The sequence below is a fragment of the Streptomyces sp. NPDC020379 genome, assembly GCF_044387105.1.
In the GTDB taxonomy this organism is placed as follows: Bacteria; Actinomycetota; Actinomycetes; order Streptomycetales; family Streptomycetaceae; genus Streptomyces.
This window is the reverse complement of record NZ_JBIRVR010000012.1, coordinates 94,343-111,794: the sequence shown is the minus strand read 5'-3', so window position 1 is coordinate 111,794 and position 17,452 is coordinate 94,343. Positions and strand designations below refer to the sequence as shown.

At 71.6% G+C, this 17,452-nt stretch carries 14 protein-coding genes and 2 tRNA genes; 4 read left to right on the top strand and 12 right to left on the bottom strand.

Annotated features, from left to right (window positions below; translation table 11 throughout):
- Window positions 1-7: 7 nt before the first annotated feature.
- From ACH427_RS17735 to ACH427_RS17720, 4 genes are all read right to left on the bottom strand, one after another.
- Window positions 8-81: transfer RNA gene (locus ACH427_RS17735), tRNA-Met, on the bottom strand.
- Between the two features lie 258 nt (window positions 82-339).
- Window positions 340-2,223 (bottom strand): tetratricopeptide repeat protein, encoded by a 1,884-nt coding sequence (locus ACH427_RS17730; RefSeq protein ID WP_398870392.1) that lies wholly within the window; start codon window positions 2,221-2,223, stop codon window positions 340-342.
- Between the two features lie 235 nt (window positions 2,224-2,458).
- Window positions 2,459-2,532, bottom strand: a tRNA-Met gene (locus ACH427_RS17725).
- 54 nt (window positions 2,533-2,586) lie between these two features.
- Complete coding sequence (locus ACH427_RS17720) at window positions 2,587-5,466, bottom strand: UPF0182 family protein (protein ID WP_398870503.1); 2,880 nt, start codon at window positions 5,464-5,466, stop codon at window positions 2,587-2,589.
- A gap of 145 nt (window positions 5,467-5,611) precedes the next feature.
- On the opposite strand from ACH427_RS17720, the gene ACH427_RS17715 reads away from it, so the two are divergent.
- Window positions 5,612-6,202: a PPA1309 family protein gene (locus ACH427_RS17715; RefSeq protein ID WP_398870390.1), complete on the top strand. Its 591-nt coding sequence runs from the start codon at window positions 5,612-5,614 to the stop codon at window positions 6,200-6,202.
- 79 nt (window positions 6,203-6,281) lie between these two features.
- On the opposite strand, the gene ACH427_RS17710 is transcribed toward ACH427_RS17715, so the two are convergent.
- From ACH427_RS17710 to ACH427_RS17695, 4 genes are all read right to left on the bottom strand, one after another.
- On the bottom strand, window positions 6,282-7,373 hold the full coding sequence (locus tag ACH427_RS17710) for a PDZ domain-containing protein (RefSeq protein ID WP_398870389.1): 1,092 nt from the start codon (window positions 7,371-7,373) through the stop codon (window positions 6,282-6,284).
- A 123-nt stretch (window positions 7,374-7,496) separates the two neighbouring features.
- A complete protein-coding gene (locus ACH427_RS17705) occupies window positions 7,497-7,676 on the bottom strand; it encodes a hypothetical protein (protein ID WP_116215901.1) in 180 nt (59 codons plus the stop codon).
- 324 nt (window positions 7,677-8,000) lie between these two features.
- Window positions 8,001-8,459, bottom strand: coding sequence for a molybdenum cofactor biosynthesis protein MoaE (locus ACH427_RS17700; protein ID WP_398870388.1), 459 nt, complete (start codon window positions 8,457-8,459; stop codon window positions 8,001-8,003).
- Between the two features lie 133 nt (window positions 8,460-8,592).
- Window positions 8,593-9,720 (bottom strand): SDR family oxidoreductase, encoded by a 1,128-nt coding sequence (locus ACH427_RS17695; RefSeq protein ID WP_398870387.1) that lies wholly within the window; start codon window positions 9,718-9,720, stop codon window positions 8,593-8,595.
- 195 nt (window positions 9,721-9,915) lie between these two features.
- Between ACH427_RS17695 and ACH427_RS17690 the strand changes: the two genes are divergently transcribed.
- A complete protein-coding gene (locus ACH427_RS17690) occupies window positions 9,916-11,352 on the top strand; it encodes a zinc-dependent metalloprotease (protein WP_398870386.1) in 1,437 nt (478 codons plus the stop codon).
- Window positions 11,349-11,873, top strand: coding sequence for an NUDIX hydrolase (locus ACH427_RS17685; protein WP_398870385.1), 525 nt, complete (start codon window positions 11,349-11,351; stop codon window positions 11,871-11,873). The genes ACH427_RS17690 and ACH427_RS17685 overlap by 4 nt, the downstream gene beginning before the upstream one ends.
- A gap of 57 nt (window positions 11,874-11,930) precedes the next feature.
- On the opposite strand, the gene ACH427_RS17680 is transcribed toward ACH427_RS17685, so the two are convergent.
- The 4 genes from ACH427_RS17680 to ACH427_RS17665 all read right to left on the bottom strand — a co-directional run bounded on the left by ACH427_RS17680 (window position 11,931) and on the right by ACH427_RS17665 (window position 15,874).
- Entirely contained in the window at window positions 11,931-12,692 is a 762-nt protein-coding gene (locus ACH427_RS17680) for an AIM24 family protein (RefSeq protein WP_398870384.1), read from the bottom strand.
- Window positions 12,693-12,709: 17 nt separating this feature from the next.
- A complete protein-coding gene (locus ACH427_RS17675) occupies window positions 12,710-13,393 on the bottom strand; it encodes an AIM24 family protein (RefSeq protein WP_398870502.1) in 684 nt (227 codons plus the stop codon).
- Window positions 13,394-13,410: 17 nt separating this feature from the next.
- Complete coding sequence (locus ACH427_RS17670; RefSeq protein ID WP_398870383.1) at window positions 13,411-15,165, bottom strand: TerD family protein; 1,755 nt, start codon at window positions 15,163-15,165, stop codon at window positions 13,411-13,413.
- Between the two features lie 112 nt (window positions 15,166-15,277).
- Window positions 15,278-15,874: a M48 family metallopeptidase gene (locus ACH427_RS17665; RefSeq protein ID WP_398870381.1), complete on the bottom strand. Its 597-nt coding sequence runs from the start codon at window positions 15,872-15,874 to the stop codon at window positions 15,278-15,280.
- Window positions 15,875-16,299: 425 nt separating this feature from the next.
- Here ACH427_RS17665 and ACH427_RS17660 point away from each other — a divergent pair, with 425 nt between their 5' ends.
- Window positions 16,300-17,427, top strand: coding sequence for a ThiF family adenylyltransferase (locus ACH427_RS17660; RefSeq protein ID WP_398870380.1), 1,128 nt, complete (start codon window positions 16,300-16,302; stop codon window positions 17,425-17,427).
- Window positions 17,428-17,452 lie beyond the last annotated feature (25 nt).

The window sequence follows — 17,452 nt, the reverse complement described above, 5'->3', positions numbered from 1 at the left end:
CCTTGAGTAGCGGGGACAGGATTTGAACCTGCGACCTCTGGGTTATGAGCCCAGCGAGCTACCGAGCTGCTCCACCCCGCGTCGGTAGACCAACCTTAACCCGCTCGGCGCAGCAGAAGCAAACGGCTCCGCGGCCACCGGCCGTACGGCGAGGGCTCCGGCAGGCGCGGCCCCCTCAGCGGGTCGGGTGAGGTCCCCTGCGGTTCGGCAGCGCCCTGAAGAGGCACGGTGCTGTGGCCATGAGCGGCTCCGCCGCGTGGGCGCGACCGGCCACGACGGCGCCGCGGACGGCCGACGGCACATCTCACGGCACGTCTCGCGGCACTTCCGGCGGGGCGCTCAGGCGGTCAGCTCCTGCTGGAGCGCGTCCCGCAGCCGTGCGGCCCGCTCCGCGACCTCGGCGGGCCCCAGCCGCACCGCGCAGTCGCACCAGTGCCGTCCCTCGGTCAGATCGCCGCGCCGCGCCGCCAGCAGGGCCAGCCGCAGCGCCGCGCGCCCGTGCCCGGCCTCCGCCGCCCGCGCCCACCACAGGGCCGCCTCCGGCTCGCTGCCCTCGCGGGCGAGGAGCAGCCCGAGGTTGAAGGCGCCGTTGCGGCTGCCCGCTTCGGCCGCCTCGCGGTACCAGTGCGCGGCCTCGACCACGTCGCCCCGCTCGGCGACGAGCATGCCGAGCCGCACCTGGGCGCGCCGGTGGCCCTGCCGGGCGGCCCGGCCGTACCACTCCTCGCACTCCTCGCGCGCGTGGTCGTCGCGGTCGAGCAGCGAGCCCAGCCGGAAGGCGGCCTCGGCGCTGCCGCCGCGCACGGCGATCCGCAGATGGCGCTCCGCGGCCTCCTCGTCGCCGTCGCGCAGGAGGGCGATGGCGACCTGGAGGGCGGCTTCGGTGTGCCCGGCGGTGGCCGCGCGCTCGTACCACTGGAGGGCCGTGCGCTCCTCGTCGCGCCCGGCGTAGAGGATGCCCAGGTTGAACGCGGCGTCGACGCTGCCCGCCTCGGCCGCCTTGGAGAACCACGGCTCGGCACCGGCCGCGTCGCCGCCCTGGAGCAGCAGCACGGCCAGCGCGTTGGCCGCCTCGCGGTGCCCGGCGTAGGCGGCGCGGCGGTACCACTGCTCGGCCTGCGCGGTGCGGCCCTGCTCGGCGCAGAGCAGGCCGAGGTTGTACGCGCCGTTGACGTCGCCGTGGTCGAGCGCCGTGCGGTACCAGCGCTCGGCCTCGCCGGACTCGCCGCGGTCGGCGTGCATGGCGCCGAGGGCGTTGGCGGCGTTGCCGTCGCCGTCCTGGGCGGCGCGGCGCCACCAGACGGCGGCGCTCTCGCAGTCACCGGCGTCGCGCAGCAGGAAGCCGAGCGCGCACGCGGCACGCGACTCGCCGTCCTTGGCGGAGGTCAGATACCAGCGCGCGGCCTCCTGGGTCTCGCCGCGGCCCTCCAGCAGCGTGCCGAGGTGCAGCGCGGCGCGGCGGTGGCCGCGGGCGGCGGCCTGGCGGTACCACTGCTCGGCCTCGCGGGCGGGGCCGCCGTCGCGGCCGTCCGCGGCGGCGGCCCGCAGCTCGCGGACGGAGGTCTCCACACCGCCGGGGCCGAGGCCGCCGGCGAGCCCCCCGGCGCGGGCGCGGGGCGCCCTGCCGTCCAGGATGCGGGCCAGGCGGTACGCGGCTTCCCGGTGGCCGCGCTCGGCGGCGGCCCGGAACCAGCGCTCGGCGCCGACGTCGCTGCGGTGCTCCAGCAGGTCGGCCAGGGCATAGGCGCCGAGCGCGTGCCCGGATTCAGCCGATTGGCGCAGCCAGTATTCGGCGGCGGGCTCGTCGCCGCGCTCCCGGTGGTAGCGGCCGAGCGCGTGCGCGGCGGCGGCGGAGCCGGCCACGGCGGCGATCCGCCACCAGCCGGCGGCCTCGTCGCCGTAGCCGCGCTGGTGCAGCAGCACGCCGAGGTTGTTGGCGGCGGAGCGGTCCCCGTCGGCGGTGGCGGCCCGCAGGTGGCGCTCGGCGCCGTCGAGGTCGCCACGGCGCAGCAGGAGCGCGCCGAGCATGCTCAGGGCGGCCGGGTCGCCGGCCTCCGCGGCCCGGCGGCGCGCGGTCTCCAACTCGAGGTCGGCGGGGTCGCCTGCCTCGGCGGTCGCCGCCTGCGGCCCGTACGCCGTCAGATCCCGCTCGCTCCCGTCACCGGGAGCCTCTACAAGCCGACGTGTCTCCCACAGCCTCGTCCTGTCCCCCATAAGCCCCATCGTCGCACCACCCGCAACCCGCGTACACCTGGTATGCCGCAGCCAGTGAGGTCACTTCAGCGTTTTGTCGACTTCCCGACTTCCCGACACGACGGGGCTCCAAACTCTCCACAGAAGCCCCGCACACAACCCGCACACACCGCGCCCTCCCGGACACCTCGCGGTACTACTACCGCTCGGACTCCGGGCACACGACAAGGCCCGGAGTCCGAGGACTCCGGGCCTTGTCTTTGAGTAGCGGGGACAGGATTTGAACCTGCGACCTCTGGGTTATGAGCCCAGCGAGCTACCGAGCTGCTCCACCCCGCGCCGTTGTGTGACAACCGTACCACGACGGCGCGGGGTGGATCTCCCGAATGGGTGTCAGCTGCCCGGCTTGCCGTTCTTGTCCGAACCGCCGGTCTCCGCCTTGGCGATCCGGTCGAGGGCGTCCTTCAGGTCCTTCTGGGCCTTGCCGTACGCGCCCCAGTCCTTGTCCCCGAGCGCCTTCTGACCGGCGTCATAGGCGTCCTGAGCGTCCTTCACGGCCTGCTTGACCGTCTGGTTCGCGGGCGGCTGCTGGCCCGAGGGCTGCCCCGGCGGCTGCTTGGTGCCGTTGTCCGGCGCCTTCCCGCCGAAGACCTCGTCGAGGGCCTCGTCGAGGGTGTCCTTGAAGGCGATCTTCTCGCCGTAGTTCACCAGCACCTTCTTGAGCAGCGGGTAATTCGTGCCCGCGCCGCGCAGATAGACCGGCTCGACGTACAGCAGCCCGCCGTCCAGGGGGACGGTCAGCAGATTGCCGTACTCGACCTCGGAATCGCCCTTCTTCCAGATGTTGATGGCATTGGCGACGGCCGCGTCGCTGTTGAATTTGCTCTGCGCCTGCTGCGGGCCCCAGACCGTGGTCTCGGACGGCAGTTTCAGCACCCTGATGGCCCCGTAGTCCGGACTCTTCGCGTCGGCGTCGACGGCCATGAAGGCACCGAGGTTCGGCCGGCTCTTCGGCGTGAAGGTCGTCGTCAGCGAGAAGGTCTGCTTCTGCTGGTCCGGCATCTTCATGCTGAGGTAGTACGGCGGGACCGCGTTGCCCTCCTTGGTGGTCGGGTCGTCCGGCACCTGCCAGCGCTCGCTGCCCGTGTAGAACGTGCCCGGGTCGGTCACGTGATAGCGGGTCAGCAGCTCACGCTGCACCTTGAAGAGGTCCTGCGGATAACGCAGGTGGTCCATCAGCGCGGAACTGATCTCGCTCTTCGGCTTCACCGTGCCCGGGAACGACTTCATCCAGGTCTTCAGCACCGGGTCCTTGGTGTCCCACTGGTACAGGCTGACCGTGCCGTCATAGGCGTCCACGGTCGCCTTGACCGAATTGCGGATGTAGTTGACCTGGTTCTGCTGGGCCACCACCGAGCGCGCTCCGGTGGTCAGCGAGTCCGCCGTGGTGTCGCCGAGCGTGGTGCGCGAGGCGTACGGATAGCCGTTGGTCGTGGTGTACGCGTCCACGATCCACTGGATCCGGCCGTCCACGACCGCCGGATAGGCGTCGCCGTCGATGGTCAGCCAGGGGGCGACCGCCTCGACGCGCTCCTTGGGCGTGCGGTTGTAGAGAATCCGCGAATTCTTGCCGATGGCGCCCGAGTAGAGCATCTTCGGCTCACCGAAGGCCACGGCGTAAGCGGCGCGGTTGACGGGGTTCGAGAGGTTCACACCGCTCTTGCCCTGATAGGTGTACCCCTTCTCGCCCTGGTCGCTGGAGTAGTCCAGCTCGGCCTGGGGGCCGCCCACGATCGAATACTGGGTGGTCTTCTCGCCGTAGTAGATCCGCTGCTCGTACTTCCCGAGCATGCCCTCGGTGGGCAGGTTCTTCTCCGTGAAGTCCGGCTCGCCCTCACCGGTGATGGAGGTGCCGTTCGCGGTGATGGCGCCGTAGCCGTGGGTGTACTTGAAGTGGTCGTTGATCCAGTTGCGCTCGGGAATCCCCTTGATGTTCAGCTCGCGCAGACCGATGACCGTGTCCTGCTCCTTGCCGTCCTTCTTGTAGCGGTCGACATCGAGCGTGGACGGGAACTGGTAATAGCCACGCACCTGCTGTTGCTGCTGGAACGTGGGCGAGACGATATTCGGGTCCAGGAGCCGCAGGCTGGCCGTGTCGTTCACGTCCGCGCGCAGCTTGTCCTTGTCCTTCGGATCACCCTTGCCCGCGTAGTCCTTCACATCGGTGCCGTCGATCCCGTACGCCTCGCGGGTCGCCGTGATGTTCTTCTTGATGTACGGCGCTTCCTTGGCCTGCTCATTGGGCTGGACCTGGAACTTCTGCACGATCGCCGGATAGAGCCCGCCGATCAGCACCGCCGAGAGCACCATCAGACCGAATCCGATGACCGGCAGCTGCCAGGTGCGGCGCCACAGCGTCGCGAAGAACAGCACGGCGCAGATCAGCGCGATGATGAAGAGGATCGTCTTGGCCGGCAGATAGGCATTGGCGTCGACATAACGCAGGCCGGTCCAGCCGTCGGTCGACTTCAGCCCGCTGGACTTCACCGCCAGCCCGTAGCGGTCCAGCCAGTACGCGATGGCCTTCAGACCCACGAAAAGGCCGAGCAGCACGGAAAGGTGCCCGGTGGCCGCCGCGGTGGCCCGGCCGCCGGGGCTGGTGAGCCGCAGCCCGCCGTAGAGGTAGTGCACCAGGGCGGAGGCGATCAGCGAGAGGACGACGGCCGCGAAGCCGAAACTCAGCAGGAAGCGGAACCACGGCAGGTCGAAGGTGTAGAAGGAGATGTCCTTGTGGAACTGCGGGTCCTTCTGCCCGAACGGCACACCGTTGATCCACAGCAGCCAGGTGCGCCACTGCCCGGCCGCGGACGCGCCCGCCACCAGCCCCACGAGGGTGGCGACCGCCAGCAGCGCCCACTTCTTGTACGGCGCGATGCTCATCCGGTAGCGGTCGAGGTTCTGCTGCTCCATCGACATCGCGCTCAGCGGCGGCCGCAGCCGGTGCGCCAGCCAGATGTTGATCCCCACCGCGAGCGCCATCAGCACCCCGAAGACGGCGAAGAGGCCGACCTTGGTGCCGAGCGTGGTGGTGAAGACGGAGGAGTACCGCACCGAGCGGTACCAGAGCCAGTCCGTCCAGAACCCGGCGAACATCACGAAGAGCATGACCAGCGCGGCCAGTACGCCCAAGGTCATCAGCAGGGTCCGGATCCGCCGGGACGGGCGGCCGACTCTGATACGTGGCCCTGTCGGGCCTCCGCCGCGGTCCGGCATCTGGAAAGCCAAGGTGCGCACCTCGAAGTTCGCTGTGAGTGGAGCTTGTCGATCAGGGCCCAGCGATCCTAGGGCCCAGTGTGGCAACTTACCGAGGCTTTACTCAGTTCCCATTTTTGGTCACTCTCAGGGCACGATATTGAGCATGTCCAGCACTTCCAGCATTCCCGACCCCGCCGACTCCTCCGGGCCCGCGCTGCCCAATACCCCGATGGCGGCCGGCCCGCTCACCCGTGCCGTGCTCGAGATCGACGAGTACGCCTCCACCCTGGGCTGGGATCAGCCCGCCCGGCTCTTCGCCCTGGTCGACACCGCCAAGCTGCGCGCCCAGGAGCCCGGCCTGGCCTCCCAGCTCGGCCTCGACGAGAACGCCACGTCCTCGCTCACCCCGATCGAACAGGACGAGGTGCCGGCCGGCACGGCCCTGGACAAGTTCCTCGGCACCATCGCCTGGCCGGACGCGGTGACGGGCTGCGCCCTGACCGTGGAGCGCCTGATGCTCCCGCCGTCGGCGGAGGGCACCGTGCCCAACGGGCTGAACGAGAAGCAGCTCGCCAAGTGGGTCGCCGCGCACCCGGACCGCCAGGAGGTCCGGATGACGGTCGCGGTGCTGCGCGACGGCGCCCGCGAGTCCGCGGTGCGGCTGCGAGAGAAGGACTCCCCCACGGAGGTCCTCACCGGTGCCGATCTGGTCCCGGGTCTCGCGGAGGCCCTGGCGGCCACCTTCGAGGACTGACCCTCACCGCTCCCTCGCCGCTGGGCGGGCCCGTTGACCGGGCCCGCCCAGCGGCGAGGGAGTCTCTGCTACTTCCCCGCTACTTCCCCGCCGTGCACTGTGTCAGGCCGGCCGTGTCACCCTTGCGGATCTTCTGCAGGGCGCCGAGGGCGTCCCCTATGGTGTCGACCTTGACCAGGGTGAGGCCCGAGGGCCTGTCCTTCGCGGCGGCCGCGCAGTTGTCCTTCGGCGTCAGGAAATACCGGGCGCCCTTGGAGCGCGCGCCCACCGTCTTCATCTCCACGCCGCCGATCGGCCCGACCTTGCCGTTGTCGTCGATCGTGCCCGTGCCGGCGACGAACTTCCCGCCGGTCAGGTCGTCCGGGGTGAGCTTGTCGACTATCCCGAGGGCGAACATCAGCCCGGCGCTCGGCCCGCCGACGTCGGCCAGCTTGATGTTGATCGAGAACGGGAAGGTGTGGTCGGTCGCCGCCTGGATGCCCACCACGGCCCGCTTGTCGTCGGTGGCCTTGGTCGTGGTGAGGGTGACGGTGTCCTCCCCCTTGGGCTGCCGCTTCTCCTTCTCCGCCGCGGCCGCCTCCTTGGCCGGGACGATCAGGAAGGCGACCTTCTCGCCGGGCTGGTGCTTGGTGACCAGCTTGGCCACGTCGCCGGGCTGCTTGATCTCCGTACCGTCGACGGACTTGATCACGTCACCTGCGTGCAGCTTGCCCTCCGCGGGGCTGCCCTTGACGACGGACGACACGACGACGCGGCTGCCGACCGGGATGCCCAACTGCTTGAGAGCCGCCACCTTGGCGCTCTCCTGGGACTGGCTGAACTCCTCGGCCGTCTCCTGGTTGAGCTCGTCGGGGCTCTTGTCGTCGGGGTAGAGCGTGCTGTGCGGGACCACCAGATTGTCGTGCCCGAGCCAGCCGGTGAGCGCCTCGACCAGATTCATCCGGTACTGGGAGCCGGTCACCCGGACCGTCGTCATATTGAGGTTGCCGGTCGTCGGATAGGTCTTGCGCCCGGAGATCTGGAGCACCGGCTCGCCGTCGTGCTCACCGAGCGTGTTGACCGTCGGCCCCGGGGACATCTCCGCGTACGGCACGGGGATCAGCACACCCACGCAGAGCAGCGCGATGAGCGTCAGGAGGGAAGCGAGCATCGTCGCAGTGCGGCGGGGCATGGAACGACAGTACGGGACGGGTCCGACAGTCCACCTTCGGGGCGGGCCGTCCGGGGAAGCAGCGAAGGGCGCGCGCCGTACAGGGGGGCGCCTGAGCGTTTCCGAGCGCGGTTCTGGACGGCGCTAGGAGACGCCGCTGCCCGTGTCCGAGCGCTCCATCGCCTCCCGGAAACGCGCATAGCCCGCGAGCTCCGCGACGTCGCCGGATTTGCGGTTGCGGGCCGCCCAAGCTGCCCAGCTTCCCCACATGACGGCGACGATGACCGCGGCGACGGGAATCAGCAACCACACGAGCGCTGCCATGCCACCCTCCCGGCCCCATGCACCACCATGACTGAGTGATGAGCAGATTAATCGTCCGTTCCCTCAACGCTCACGTCAGGGGGGCGGTTACGCAACCGGGGGCGGTCCGTGAGGGGTTGACGCAAGTGACGGGAGGGGAACCTGTGCCATCAACGGCGGCGCACCGCGCCGGCCCTCCCCGTTTCCTGCCCGACGGCGCTACGCGCCGACCCGCCCCCAGCTACCGCTGGGAGGTGCCCCCAGATTTCCCGCTCGACGGCGCTACGCGCCGACCCGCCCCCAGCTACCGCTGGGAGGTGCCCCCAGATTTCCTGCTCGACGGCGCTACGCGCCGACCCATTCTTCTGTTCCGTCCGCGAATGTCTGGTGCTTCCAGATGGGCACCTCGCGCTTGAGGTCGTCGATCAGCCGGCGGCAGGCTTCGAACGCCTCCGCCCGGTGCGGGCACGACACCGCCACCACGACGGCCAGATCACCGACGGACAGTTCACCGACCCGGTGCACCGCCGCGAGGGCCCGTACCGGGAAGTCCGCGACGACCTTCTCGGCGATCCGGCGCAGCTCCGCCTCGGCGGACGGGTGCGCGGAATAGCCGAGCCCGGTGACGTCCGTACCGCCGTCGTGGTCACGCACCGTGCCCACGAACAGCGCGGTGCCGCCCGCGGCGTCGTCCCCGGCCGCGGTGAAGACCTCGTCCACGGACAGAGGGGTGTCGCGGATCGCCAGCAGGCGGATCGGGTCGGCGGCGGCGAGCTCGCCGGGGTGCTCGTAGATCGGTGCCATGCGTCCATCGTGCCGCACCCGGGCGGGCGCCCGGCATGGGCGTTCGACAGACCGTCTGTGCGCTCCCCTGGAGGCTCCTCCAGTCGCACGCGGGTCGGCGCCCCGCGGGAGCCCGCACGGCCCGCACGCGGCGCTACAGCCTGCGGCGTGCCTTGCGAGCGCGGCGGACGAGGGCGGCGGTGCCCAGCAGTGCCACGGTCGCCCCCGCGGCGCCCGCGGCGGTGGCGTCCTTGCGGCCGAGCCTGCGGCCCGCGACCGTGTGGCGCCCGGCGACCTCCTCCAGCAGCTCCGCGAGGACCTCTTCGTTGGTCCAGCGGGGCCGCCAGCCCGCGTCGTGCAGCCTGCTGCCGCTGACGACCCACGGGTGCATCGTGTATTCCAGGTCGCCGGCGGGCGAGGGCGTGAGCCCCAGGCGGTGCAGCCGGGAGGCCGCGCCGAGCGCGACGGCCGAGGGCAGCTCCATGCGCCGGATACCGGTGAGCTCCTCGACCTCCTCCTGCTCCAGCCAGCCGTCGCAGCCCACCGCCAGCTCGCCCTCGGCCTTCTCCAGGGCGGCGAACTCCAGCGCGCTCACGAGGTCCTCCACGTGGCAGAACTGCCATGTGGGCCGGGACCCGGCGACGACCAGCAGCCGGGGCGATTCGAAGTAACGTGTCAGGGCCGTGTCGGTGCCGCCGACGAGGACGGCGGGACGCAGCACCGTGACGTTCAGCCCGGGGTGCGCGCGCGGCGCCCGCCGGGCGAGCCGCTCTATCTCCAGCAGATCGCCCACGCCCGTCGCCTCCGCGGTCGCCCGCAGCTCCGCGTCCTCGGCGAGCGGCACGTCGTTGTCCGGCAGCGCGCCGTAGACCATCGCGGAGGTGCACAGCACCACGCGGTGCACCCCGGCGGCCGCGGCGGCCGTCAGCACGGTCTGGGTGCCCCGCACGTTGTACGCGGTGCGGGCCGCCGGGTCGCCCTCCAGGTCGAGGTCGACCGCGAGGTGCACCACGACGTCGACACCGCGCAGCTTCTCGGCGATCACCGGGTCCCGCACGTCCAGGACGTGCCACTGCGCCTCAAAGGCGTCGCCGCGGCGCTCGTCGATGGCGACGACCTGCTTGATCTCCTCGGAGGCGGCGAGCCGCTGCGTGAGCAGCGCGCCGACTCCGCGGGCGGCACCGGTGACCGCTACGACCGGCCGGCGGCGGGCATGCGGGCTCGTACTGTCACGCGCGGAACCGTTTCGCGCTGCGCGAACTTCTCGGTCAGGGGAACTCACCGGGCATCTCCAGCGGTTGTCTTCAGTACGTACGGGTCATGACACGTACGTACCAGGTGACGTCCATCCTGCCGCAGGCCCAGGGTCGGCGAAGCACCAAGCCCGGATACGGGCGGGGGTGTCTACGCTGGGTGGTGTTGTCGGGCATTCGCCGCCGGTCCTGAGAGCCGGCGGCCCTACGAGCCGAGGAAACCCGTGAGTGACACCCCATTCGGATTCGGTCTGCCGCCGGAGGAGCCGGAGAACGGCGGCGACGGCAAGAAGAAGGGCGACGGCCAGGGCGGCCAGGGACCCACGAATCCGTTCGGGTTCGGCGGTCCCGCGGGCGGTGGGGACAACCCCTTCGCCGCGATGTTCGGTTCCCTGAACCCGAACGACCTGGGCGCGGCCTTCCAGCAGCTCGGGCAGATGCTCTCCTACGAGGGCGGCCCGGTGAACTGGGACATGGCCAAGGACATCGCACGGCAGACCGTCGCGCAGGGCACTGCCGACGGCGGCAAGGACGCCAGCGTCACGTCCGGTGAGCGGGCGGCGGTCGAGGAGGCCGTGCGCCTGGCGGACCTCTGGCTGGACGGCGTGACGTCGCTGCCGTCGGGTTCGGGCACGGCCGTGGCCTGGAGCCGCGCCGAGTGGGTCGAGGCGACCCTGCCGGTGTGGAAGGACCTGGTCGACCCGGTCGCCGAGCGCGTCGGCACGGCCATGGGCGATGTGCTGCCCGAGGAGATGCAGGCCATGGCGGGCCCGCTGCTCGGCATGATGCGGTCCATGGGCGGCGCCATGTTCGGCCAGCAGATCGGTCAGGCCGTGGGCGTGCTCGCGGGCGAGGTCGTCGGTTCCACCGACATCGGCCTGCCGCTCGGCCCCGCGGGCAAGGCCGCGCTGCTGCCGGTGAACATCGAAGCCTTCGGCTCGGGCCTCGGTGTGCCGCAGGACGAGGTGCGGCTGTATCTGGCCCTGCGCGAGGCCGCGCACCAGCGCCTGTTCGCCCACGTGCCGTGGCTCCGTTCACACCTCTTCGGTGCCGTCGAGGGCTACGCCCGGGGCATCAAGGTCGACACCTCCAAGCTGGAGGACGTGGTCGGCCAGCTCGACCCCTCGCACCCCGAGCAGCTGCAGGACGCCCTCCAGCAGGGCATGTTCCAGCCGCAGGACACCCCCGAGCAGAAGGCCGCCCTGGCCCGCCTGGAGACCGCGCTCGCGCTGGTCGAGGGCTGGGTGGACGCGGTCGTGCACGCGGCCGCCGCCCCGCACCTGCCGTCGGCGGGCGCGCTGCGTGAGACGCTGCGCAGGCGGCGTGCCACCGGCGGTCCGGCGGAACAGACCTTCGCCACGCTGATCGGCCTGGAGCTGCGTCCGCGCCGGCTGCGCGACGCCTCCCGGCTGTGGGCCTCGCTGACGGACGCGCGCGGCCTGGAGGGCCGTGACGGCCTCTGGGAGCACCCGGACATGCTGCCGACGGCCGCCGACCTGGACGACCCGGACGGCTTCGTCCACCGCGAGCACCTGGACTTCTCCGAGCTCGACAAGATGCTGGGCGAGGCGGCCGGCGGCGCGCGGCCGGACCTGAAGAAGGACTCCGGCAAGGAGCCCGGCGCGGGCGACGACTCCGGCGAGGGCGACGACAAGAAGTGAGCCTGCACGAGAACGCCGTCCTCGTGCTGAAGGAGTACGAGGACCAGCCGGAGCTGCGCGGGCTCTATCTGGACCACCTCGCCGCGCACCCGGACGGCATGTGGAAGGCATGCGGTGCCGGGCACATCACGGCGAGCGCGCTGGTGATCGACCCGGCGGCCGGGCGCGTGCTGCTCACGCTGCACCGCAAGCTGCGGATGTGGCTCCAGATGGGCGGCCACTGCGAGCCGGGCGACAGCACGCTCGTGGAGGCCGCGCTGCGGGAGGCCACGGAGGAGTCGGGCATCGCGGGCCTGACGCTGCTGCCGGGCGGTCCGGTGCGGCTCGACCGGCACCCGATCCCGGCGCCCTGCCACTGGCATCTGGACGTGCAGTTCGCGGCGCTGGTCCCCGAGGGCGCCGTCGAGGCGATCAGCGACGAGTCGCTGGACCTGCGGTGGTTCCCGTACGACGAGGTGGCCGGCGTCGCGGACGCCTCGGTCGTCCAGCTGCTGGAGCGGACGCTGGCGCGGCTGGCGTAGCGGACTGAGGCATGGGTAAGGGGCGGCCGCCATTGCGGCCGCCCCTTACCCATGGGCTCAGCGGTCGGACCAGATATTGCCCTGGTTCTGGCCGTGCGCGCCCTGCTGGCCGATGCCGTACTGCGCCATCAGCCCCTGGCCGGTCTCCGCGCCCTGCGGCGGGAGCAGCTCGCTGGGCTGGACGAGCGCGTACCCGTGGCCCTGGAAGTTCAGCTCCCAGCCCTCCCCCGTGCTGCCCCGGCGCCGCCAGACGCCCGACGAGGAGGTGGGTGCCTGCATCTGGACGACCAGGGAGGTCGACCAGGCGACGACGGCGTCCGCGTCGGCGTTGACGTATTTGTCCGGGGTGACCTGGAGCATCAGCGGCTGGCCGGAGGTCATCAGGGCGACCTTGCCCTGTCCGCTGATGACGAGGTTGTACGCGCCGGTGCCGGAGATCCCGAACTGGCTGTCCACCGCGATGGCGTCCCAGTGCAGGGTGGAGTCCAGTGCGAGGACGTAGGCGCTGTCGACGGTGAGGCCGTTGTGGTCCACATCGACCACGTGGATGTACTGCGCGAGGTTGGCGAAGTAGACCGTGCCCTGCCCCGAGCAGCGCATCAGGTCCAGGCCCTCGCCCGTGCGCGCCTGGGTGGTGCGCTGACCACGGGACCGGTACTCGCCGTCGAACTCCATCATGCCCTGGTAGGCGACCATGGAGCCCTTCCGGGCGAGGACGTCGTCGTGGCCGGTGAGGAAGACCCGCAGCAACTGCGGGTTCTGCAGGGCGTAGCGCTCCTGCGTCTGTGCTTCGGTGTGGCCGAAAAGCGGGCTCTGCATGCTGTCTTCGCTTCCCCTCAGCCCCGCGCCCGGAGCCGGTCGGTGCTGTCCTCGCTGGGCTGTACGACCACGAACCCCTTGCCGGAGAAGCCCAGTTGATAGGCTTCCCCGCTGCCCCGGCCGATCATGGAGGATGCCTTGAAGCTGCGCTTCCCCTTCATCTTGAGGCCGGTGGACCAGGCGACGAGCGCGTCCGGGTCCACATAGGTCTCGTCGTCGCCGCGGCCGCAGTCGACGACGACGGGGGTGCCGCGGGAGGTGAGCGCCACCCAACCGGTGCCGGAGACGGCCACGTTGAACAGACCCTGACCCGCGAACTTCGCCATGCCCTTCACGCGCTGCACGCCCCACTGCAAGTGGGCGTCGAAGGCGAGGATGTTGGTGCCGTTGACGGAGATCGAGTCGCCGTCGAGCTGGAGGCAGACGACGTTCGCGCCGTAGTCGGCGAGGTAGAGCAGCCCGTCACCGTGGCACTTCATCAGCGGCATGCCCTCTCCGGTGAGCCACTGGGAGGCCATCTGCCGGAGGGCGGGCGGGTTCGCCTCGTACTGGACGTAGCCCTCGTACGCGATCATCGAGCCCGTCCGGGCGAACAGGTCCTGGCCGGACTGCATGGCGACCTTCAGCATGCTGCTGCCGTGGTTCTCCATGCGTGTCGCGACGGGGGTCGGGGCGTAGCCCGCGAACGGTGTCTGGTTCATGGTCATTTCGGGCTCCCTCAGACCTCGTAGGGCTGGACGACGATGAAATTGCCGGGCGCGCCGCGGAATTGGAGGTTCACGGTCTCTCCGCTGTGGCCCGGGTAGGCGTTGCGGCGCAGCCGCACCTGGCTGGAGATGATCACCTGTGCGGCGGCGGACCAGGCGACGATGGCATTGCTGTCCGCGTACGTCGTCGGGGTGACAGGCAGCACCACGGGGACGCCGTGCGTCTTGACGACGACGGTGCCGTGGCCCTGGAACTGCATGGTGAACAGGGCGCCGCCGGGGATGCCGTGGCCCTCGATCCGGCGGACCTCGTGCTGGAGCGACTCGTCGAAGGCGAGCACCGAGTCCGCGGAGACGCAGATGGCGTCGCCCTGGAGCTCGATGGGGTGCACGTGGGAGGCGTTCTCGGCCAGGAACACCTGTCCGCGGCCCGTGCAGCGCATCAGCTGCATCTCCTGGCCGGTGACGCTGCCCATGATGCGCCCGGCGAAGCCCGCGCCCTTGTAACCGAAGTCGACCTTGCCCTGGTAGAGCACCATGCTGCCCTGCCGGGCGAGCACAGGCTGCTGGTCGACGCCGAGGTCGACGCGGATGAGCTTGGAGTTCTGGAGCGTCCAGCGCTGGCCGGTGGGCACTTCACGGTACTTCTCGAAGGCCGCCTGAACACCACCGGAGGCGGCGCCGGGCGCCCCCTGGCCGTACGGGGCGGGCTGCCCGGGGCAGGGCGCGCCCTGGTGCGGCGCCTGCGGCGGGGCGCCGTAGGGCTGCTGCGGTCCGGGGTAGCCGTACCCACCGGGCTGCCGGCCGTGGGGAGCGTGCTGGCCGGGTACGCCCGGCGGGCCGGGCGGCGGCGGGAGCTGGTTTCCGTGCCCGCCTCCGTGCCCGCCTCCGTGCTCCGCGAAGTAACCGGGCGGGGCGATCGGCGCGGCGAGCGTGGGCGCCGCGTGCATCTGCCCGGGCGTCGGCGGCGGGGTGCTGCCCTGCGGCGGCGGGAAGCCCTGATGGGGCGGCGAGGTCTGCTGCTGGTGCGCCGGCGCGGGAGCGGGGGCCGGAGGCGGGGTCTGGAAGGACGCCTGCGGCATGCTCGGAGCGGGGGGCGGTGCCTGCCGAGGCTGTGCTTGCTGGACCGGTGCTTGCTGGACCGGCGGGGCGAAGGCAGGGGGCGCGGCGGCCTGCGCCGGGGGCGCGAATGCGGGGGCGGCCGCCTGGTGCGGCTCCGGGTCGGGCTCGGGCTCTTCCTCCAGCACCTCGCCGCCGAAGTTCGTGAGGAGCGCCTCCAGGCCGCCGTCGAAGCCCTGGCCCACGGCGGCGAACCGCCAGAAGTCCTTCATATAGAAGTCGCCGAGCATGACCGCGCGTTCGGTACTGAATTCCGCACCGGTGAAGGAGTAGCGCGCGACTTCCTCGCCGCCCGCGACGACGCGGAGATAGCCGGGGCCGATCTGGGACATCTGACCGGCGCCGTCGATGGTGGCCGTGAAGCTCAGTCTCCGCACCTGCGGGGGAATCCGGTCGAGGGTGACGCGGAAGGATTCCGTATCACCGGCCTGTGCGCCGAGTTGCTGAATGGCACCCTCGGGAGACGCCGGCTGGTTGAAGAAGACGAAGTACCGGTCGTCGGACAGCCGCTCCTGGGCGTCGAGGCCGAAACAGCTGATGTCGAAGGTCAGGCCGGGACCGGCGATCTGCACACCCACGTACAGATCGGTCCCCGCCGTCAGGTCACTGATCTTGGCCTTGTGGCCGCGCTGGAATTCCCTGGCCATGCGTAACGACCGTCCCCCATCCGAACGTGTGATGAATGCGTCGCGTCAGGCTAACGGCTCAGCCCGGCCCTTACGGCTCCGGGCCGTGCGCACGCGGAGCCGAAACGCCGTGCTATTCGCTGCGTGCCGCGGGAAGATGGGGAAGCCGGTCGGCGGAGACCACACCTTCGAGGTATCCGCGGGCGCGCTCGGTCCGCGGATATGCCTCCAGGAGCCGCCAGAACCCGGGCCCGTGACCGGGAACGAGCAGATGTGCCAACTCGTGGAGCAGCACGTAATCCACGACGTACTCCGGCATGCCCTGCAAACGGTGCGAGAGACGGATGCTGCCCTCGGCCGGGGTGCAGGAACCCCAGCGGGTGTTCTGGTTCGTCACCCAGCGGACCGTCTCCGGGCGGGCCCGGCCGCCGAGATACTGCGCGGAGAGCCGCCCCGCCCGCTCGGCGAGCTCGGCGTCGCCGAGCACCCGCTTGCTCTCCTGGGCCGCGAGCTTGTCGAGCATCACCGTTACCCAGCGCTGCTCCTCCGCCTCCGACATCCGGGCGGGGATCAGCACCACGGTCCGGTCGCCCTCGCGGTACGCGGAGACCGTTCTCCGGCGACGCGCGCTCCGTCTGACCTCGACCGCACTGGTCTCCGATCCGCCGGTGAGCGGGCTCGGAATGCTGCGCGGTGGTCTTGCGGCACTGTGCAGAGGATCGACGGGCACGCCCCGACGTTACCCGCTGGCGGCGCGTGAAGTCCCGCCCATCGCTCCTTGTCGGGGGAAAGACACCGGAGAGGGCACGGCTTGTACGACAATCACCCCGCACTTGTGGATAACTTCGCACGGCCCACCGGCCGGCGGCCCATTCTGGAGGCCGACGGAGGGGGAAGGCCATGCAGACGAACGCAACGCCGTGCACGGAATCGACGCGGGGCGGCGCCGTGCGCGGAGCTGACACACGGGGCGGCTCCGCGAGGGCGACCGCGGATACGGCCACGGGTGCCTGCGGTAAGGGCTCCGGGCGGGCGGACGCGGATCGCGCGGGGCGGGGGCCGGTGGGCCCGGGGCGACCCGGCTCCATGTCCGCGGGCCCCGCGCCGAGAACCTTCGCGCCACCGGGTCCCGTCCAGCCGGACTCCGCACATCCGATGCTCAAGCCCGCGCTGCGGCGGAGCTGGCGCAATCGGGACACGGTGCAGTTCGGCGTGGCGCCCGCGCACGCCGTGGCGGTCGGGCCGGTGGACACGGCGACGAGCAGCTTCCTGCCCCTCCTGGACGGCACGCGCGGCATGCCGTTGCTCAGGGAGGAGGCCAGAGCCGTCGGCCTGCCCGAGGGCCGGGCCGACGCCCTGGTCGAGAGGCTGACGCGGGCCGGGCTGCTCGACGACCCGCGGGCCGGGGGCGAGGGGGCCACCGCGCTGCGCGAGCAGGGGCCGGCGCTGGAGCGGCTGCGCCCCGACCTCGCCTCCTTGTCGGTGCTCCACGCCGGCGCGGGGGCGGCGATGGGGATCATGGCCGCCCGCCGGGCCCTGCGGGTGCGGGTGCGTGGCGCCGGGCGGGTGGGATCGGCCGTGGCGGCGCTGTTGTCGGCGTCGGGAGTGGGCCAGGTCGATGTCCAGGACGGCGGTTGCGTGGAGCCGTGGGACGTGGGGCCGGGCGGTGTGGGGCCCGAGCGGATCGGGGAGCGCCGTGACGGCGCCGCCGGACGGGTGGTCCGGCAGGTCGCGCCCGTGCCCCGGCCACGGGCCCGGGGAGGAGATGCCGGTGCGGAGCCGCCGCTGGCCCTGGTGGTGTTCGCCCCGCGCGACGGACTCGCCGCCTACGCCCCCGACCCGGCGGCCGCGGAGGAGCTCGTCCTGTCCGGAACTCCCCATATGTACGCGGGCGTCCTGGAAGCCACCGGAGTGGTGGGGCCGTTGGTGCTGCCCGGCGGGACGGCGTGCGCGGGCTGTGTGGAGCTCGGGCGGTCCGAGCGGGATCCGGCCTGGCCCCGAATGCTCGCCCAGTGGCGGTCCGGCCGCGCCTCGGGGGTACCGTCGTGCGACATGGCACTGGCCACGGTGGTGGCGGGGCTGACCGTGGGACGGGCGCTGGCCTTTCTCGACGGTGGGTCCCCGGCGAGCGCGGGGGTGCGGCTGGAACTGGCCCTGCCGGGCCCGGCCTGGTCCCCGCGGCCCGTCGAGCCGCATCCGCGGTGCCCGTGCGGCGCGGCGGGATCTTCGGATCCCGGATATGCCTCGGCCACGGGGGTGCCGCACGGGACAATGAGCAGGTAACCGCCGTCCGCGGCGTGGCTGTTCG

Coding starts and splice junctions, on each gene's coding strand:
- ACH427_RS17715 (WP_398870390.1), top strand. CDS start 5,612: ATGTCCAGCACTTCCAGCATTCCCGACCCCGCCGACTCCTCCGGGCCC.
- ACH427_RS17675 (WP_398870502.1), bottom strand. CDS start 13,393: ATGAACCAGACACCGTTCGCGGGCTACGCCCCGACCCCCGTCGCGACA.
- ACH427_RS17730 (WP_398870392.1), bottom strand. CDS start 2,223: ATGGGGCTTATGGGGGACAGGACGAGGCTGTGGGAGACACGTCGGCTT.
- ACH427_RS17705 (WP_116215901.1), bottom strand. CDS start 7,676: ATGGCAGCGCTCGTGTGGTTGCTGATTCCCGTCGCCGCGGTCATCGTC.
- ACH427_RS17680 (WP_398870384.1), bottom strand. CDS start 12,692: ATGCAGAGCCCGCTTTTCGGCCACACCGAAGCACAGACGCAGGAGCGC.
- ACH427_RS17700 (WP_398870388.1), bottom strand. CDS start 8,459: ATGGCACCGATCTACGAGCACCCCGGCGAGCTCGCCGCCGCCGACCCG.
- ACH427_RS17720 (WP_398870503.1), bottom strand. CDS start 5,466: ATGCCGGACCGCGGCGGAGGCCCGACAGGGCCACGTATCAGAGTCGGC.
- ACH427_RS17710 (WP_398870389.1), bottom strand. CDS start 7,373: ATGCCCCGCCGCACTGCGACGATGCTCGCTTCCCTCCTGACGCTCATC.
- ACH427_RS17660 (WP_398870380.1), top strand. CDS start 16,300: ATGCTCAAGCCCGCGCTGCGGCGGAGCTGGCGCAATCGGGACACGGTG.
- ACH427_RS17670 (WP_398870383.1), bottom strand. CDS start 15,165: ATGGCCAGGGAATTCCAGCGCGGCCACAAGGCCAAGATCAGTGACCTG.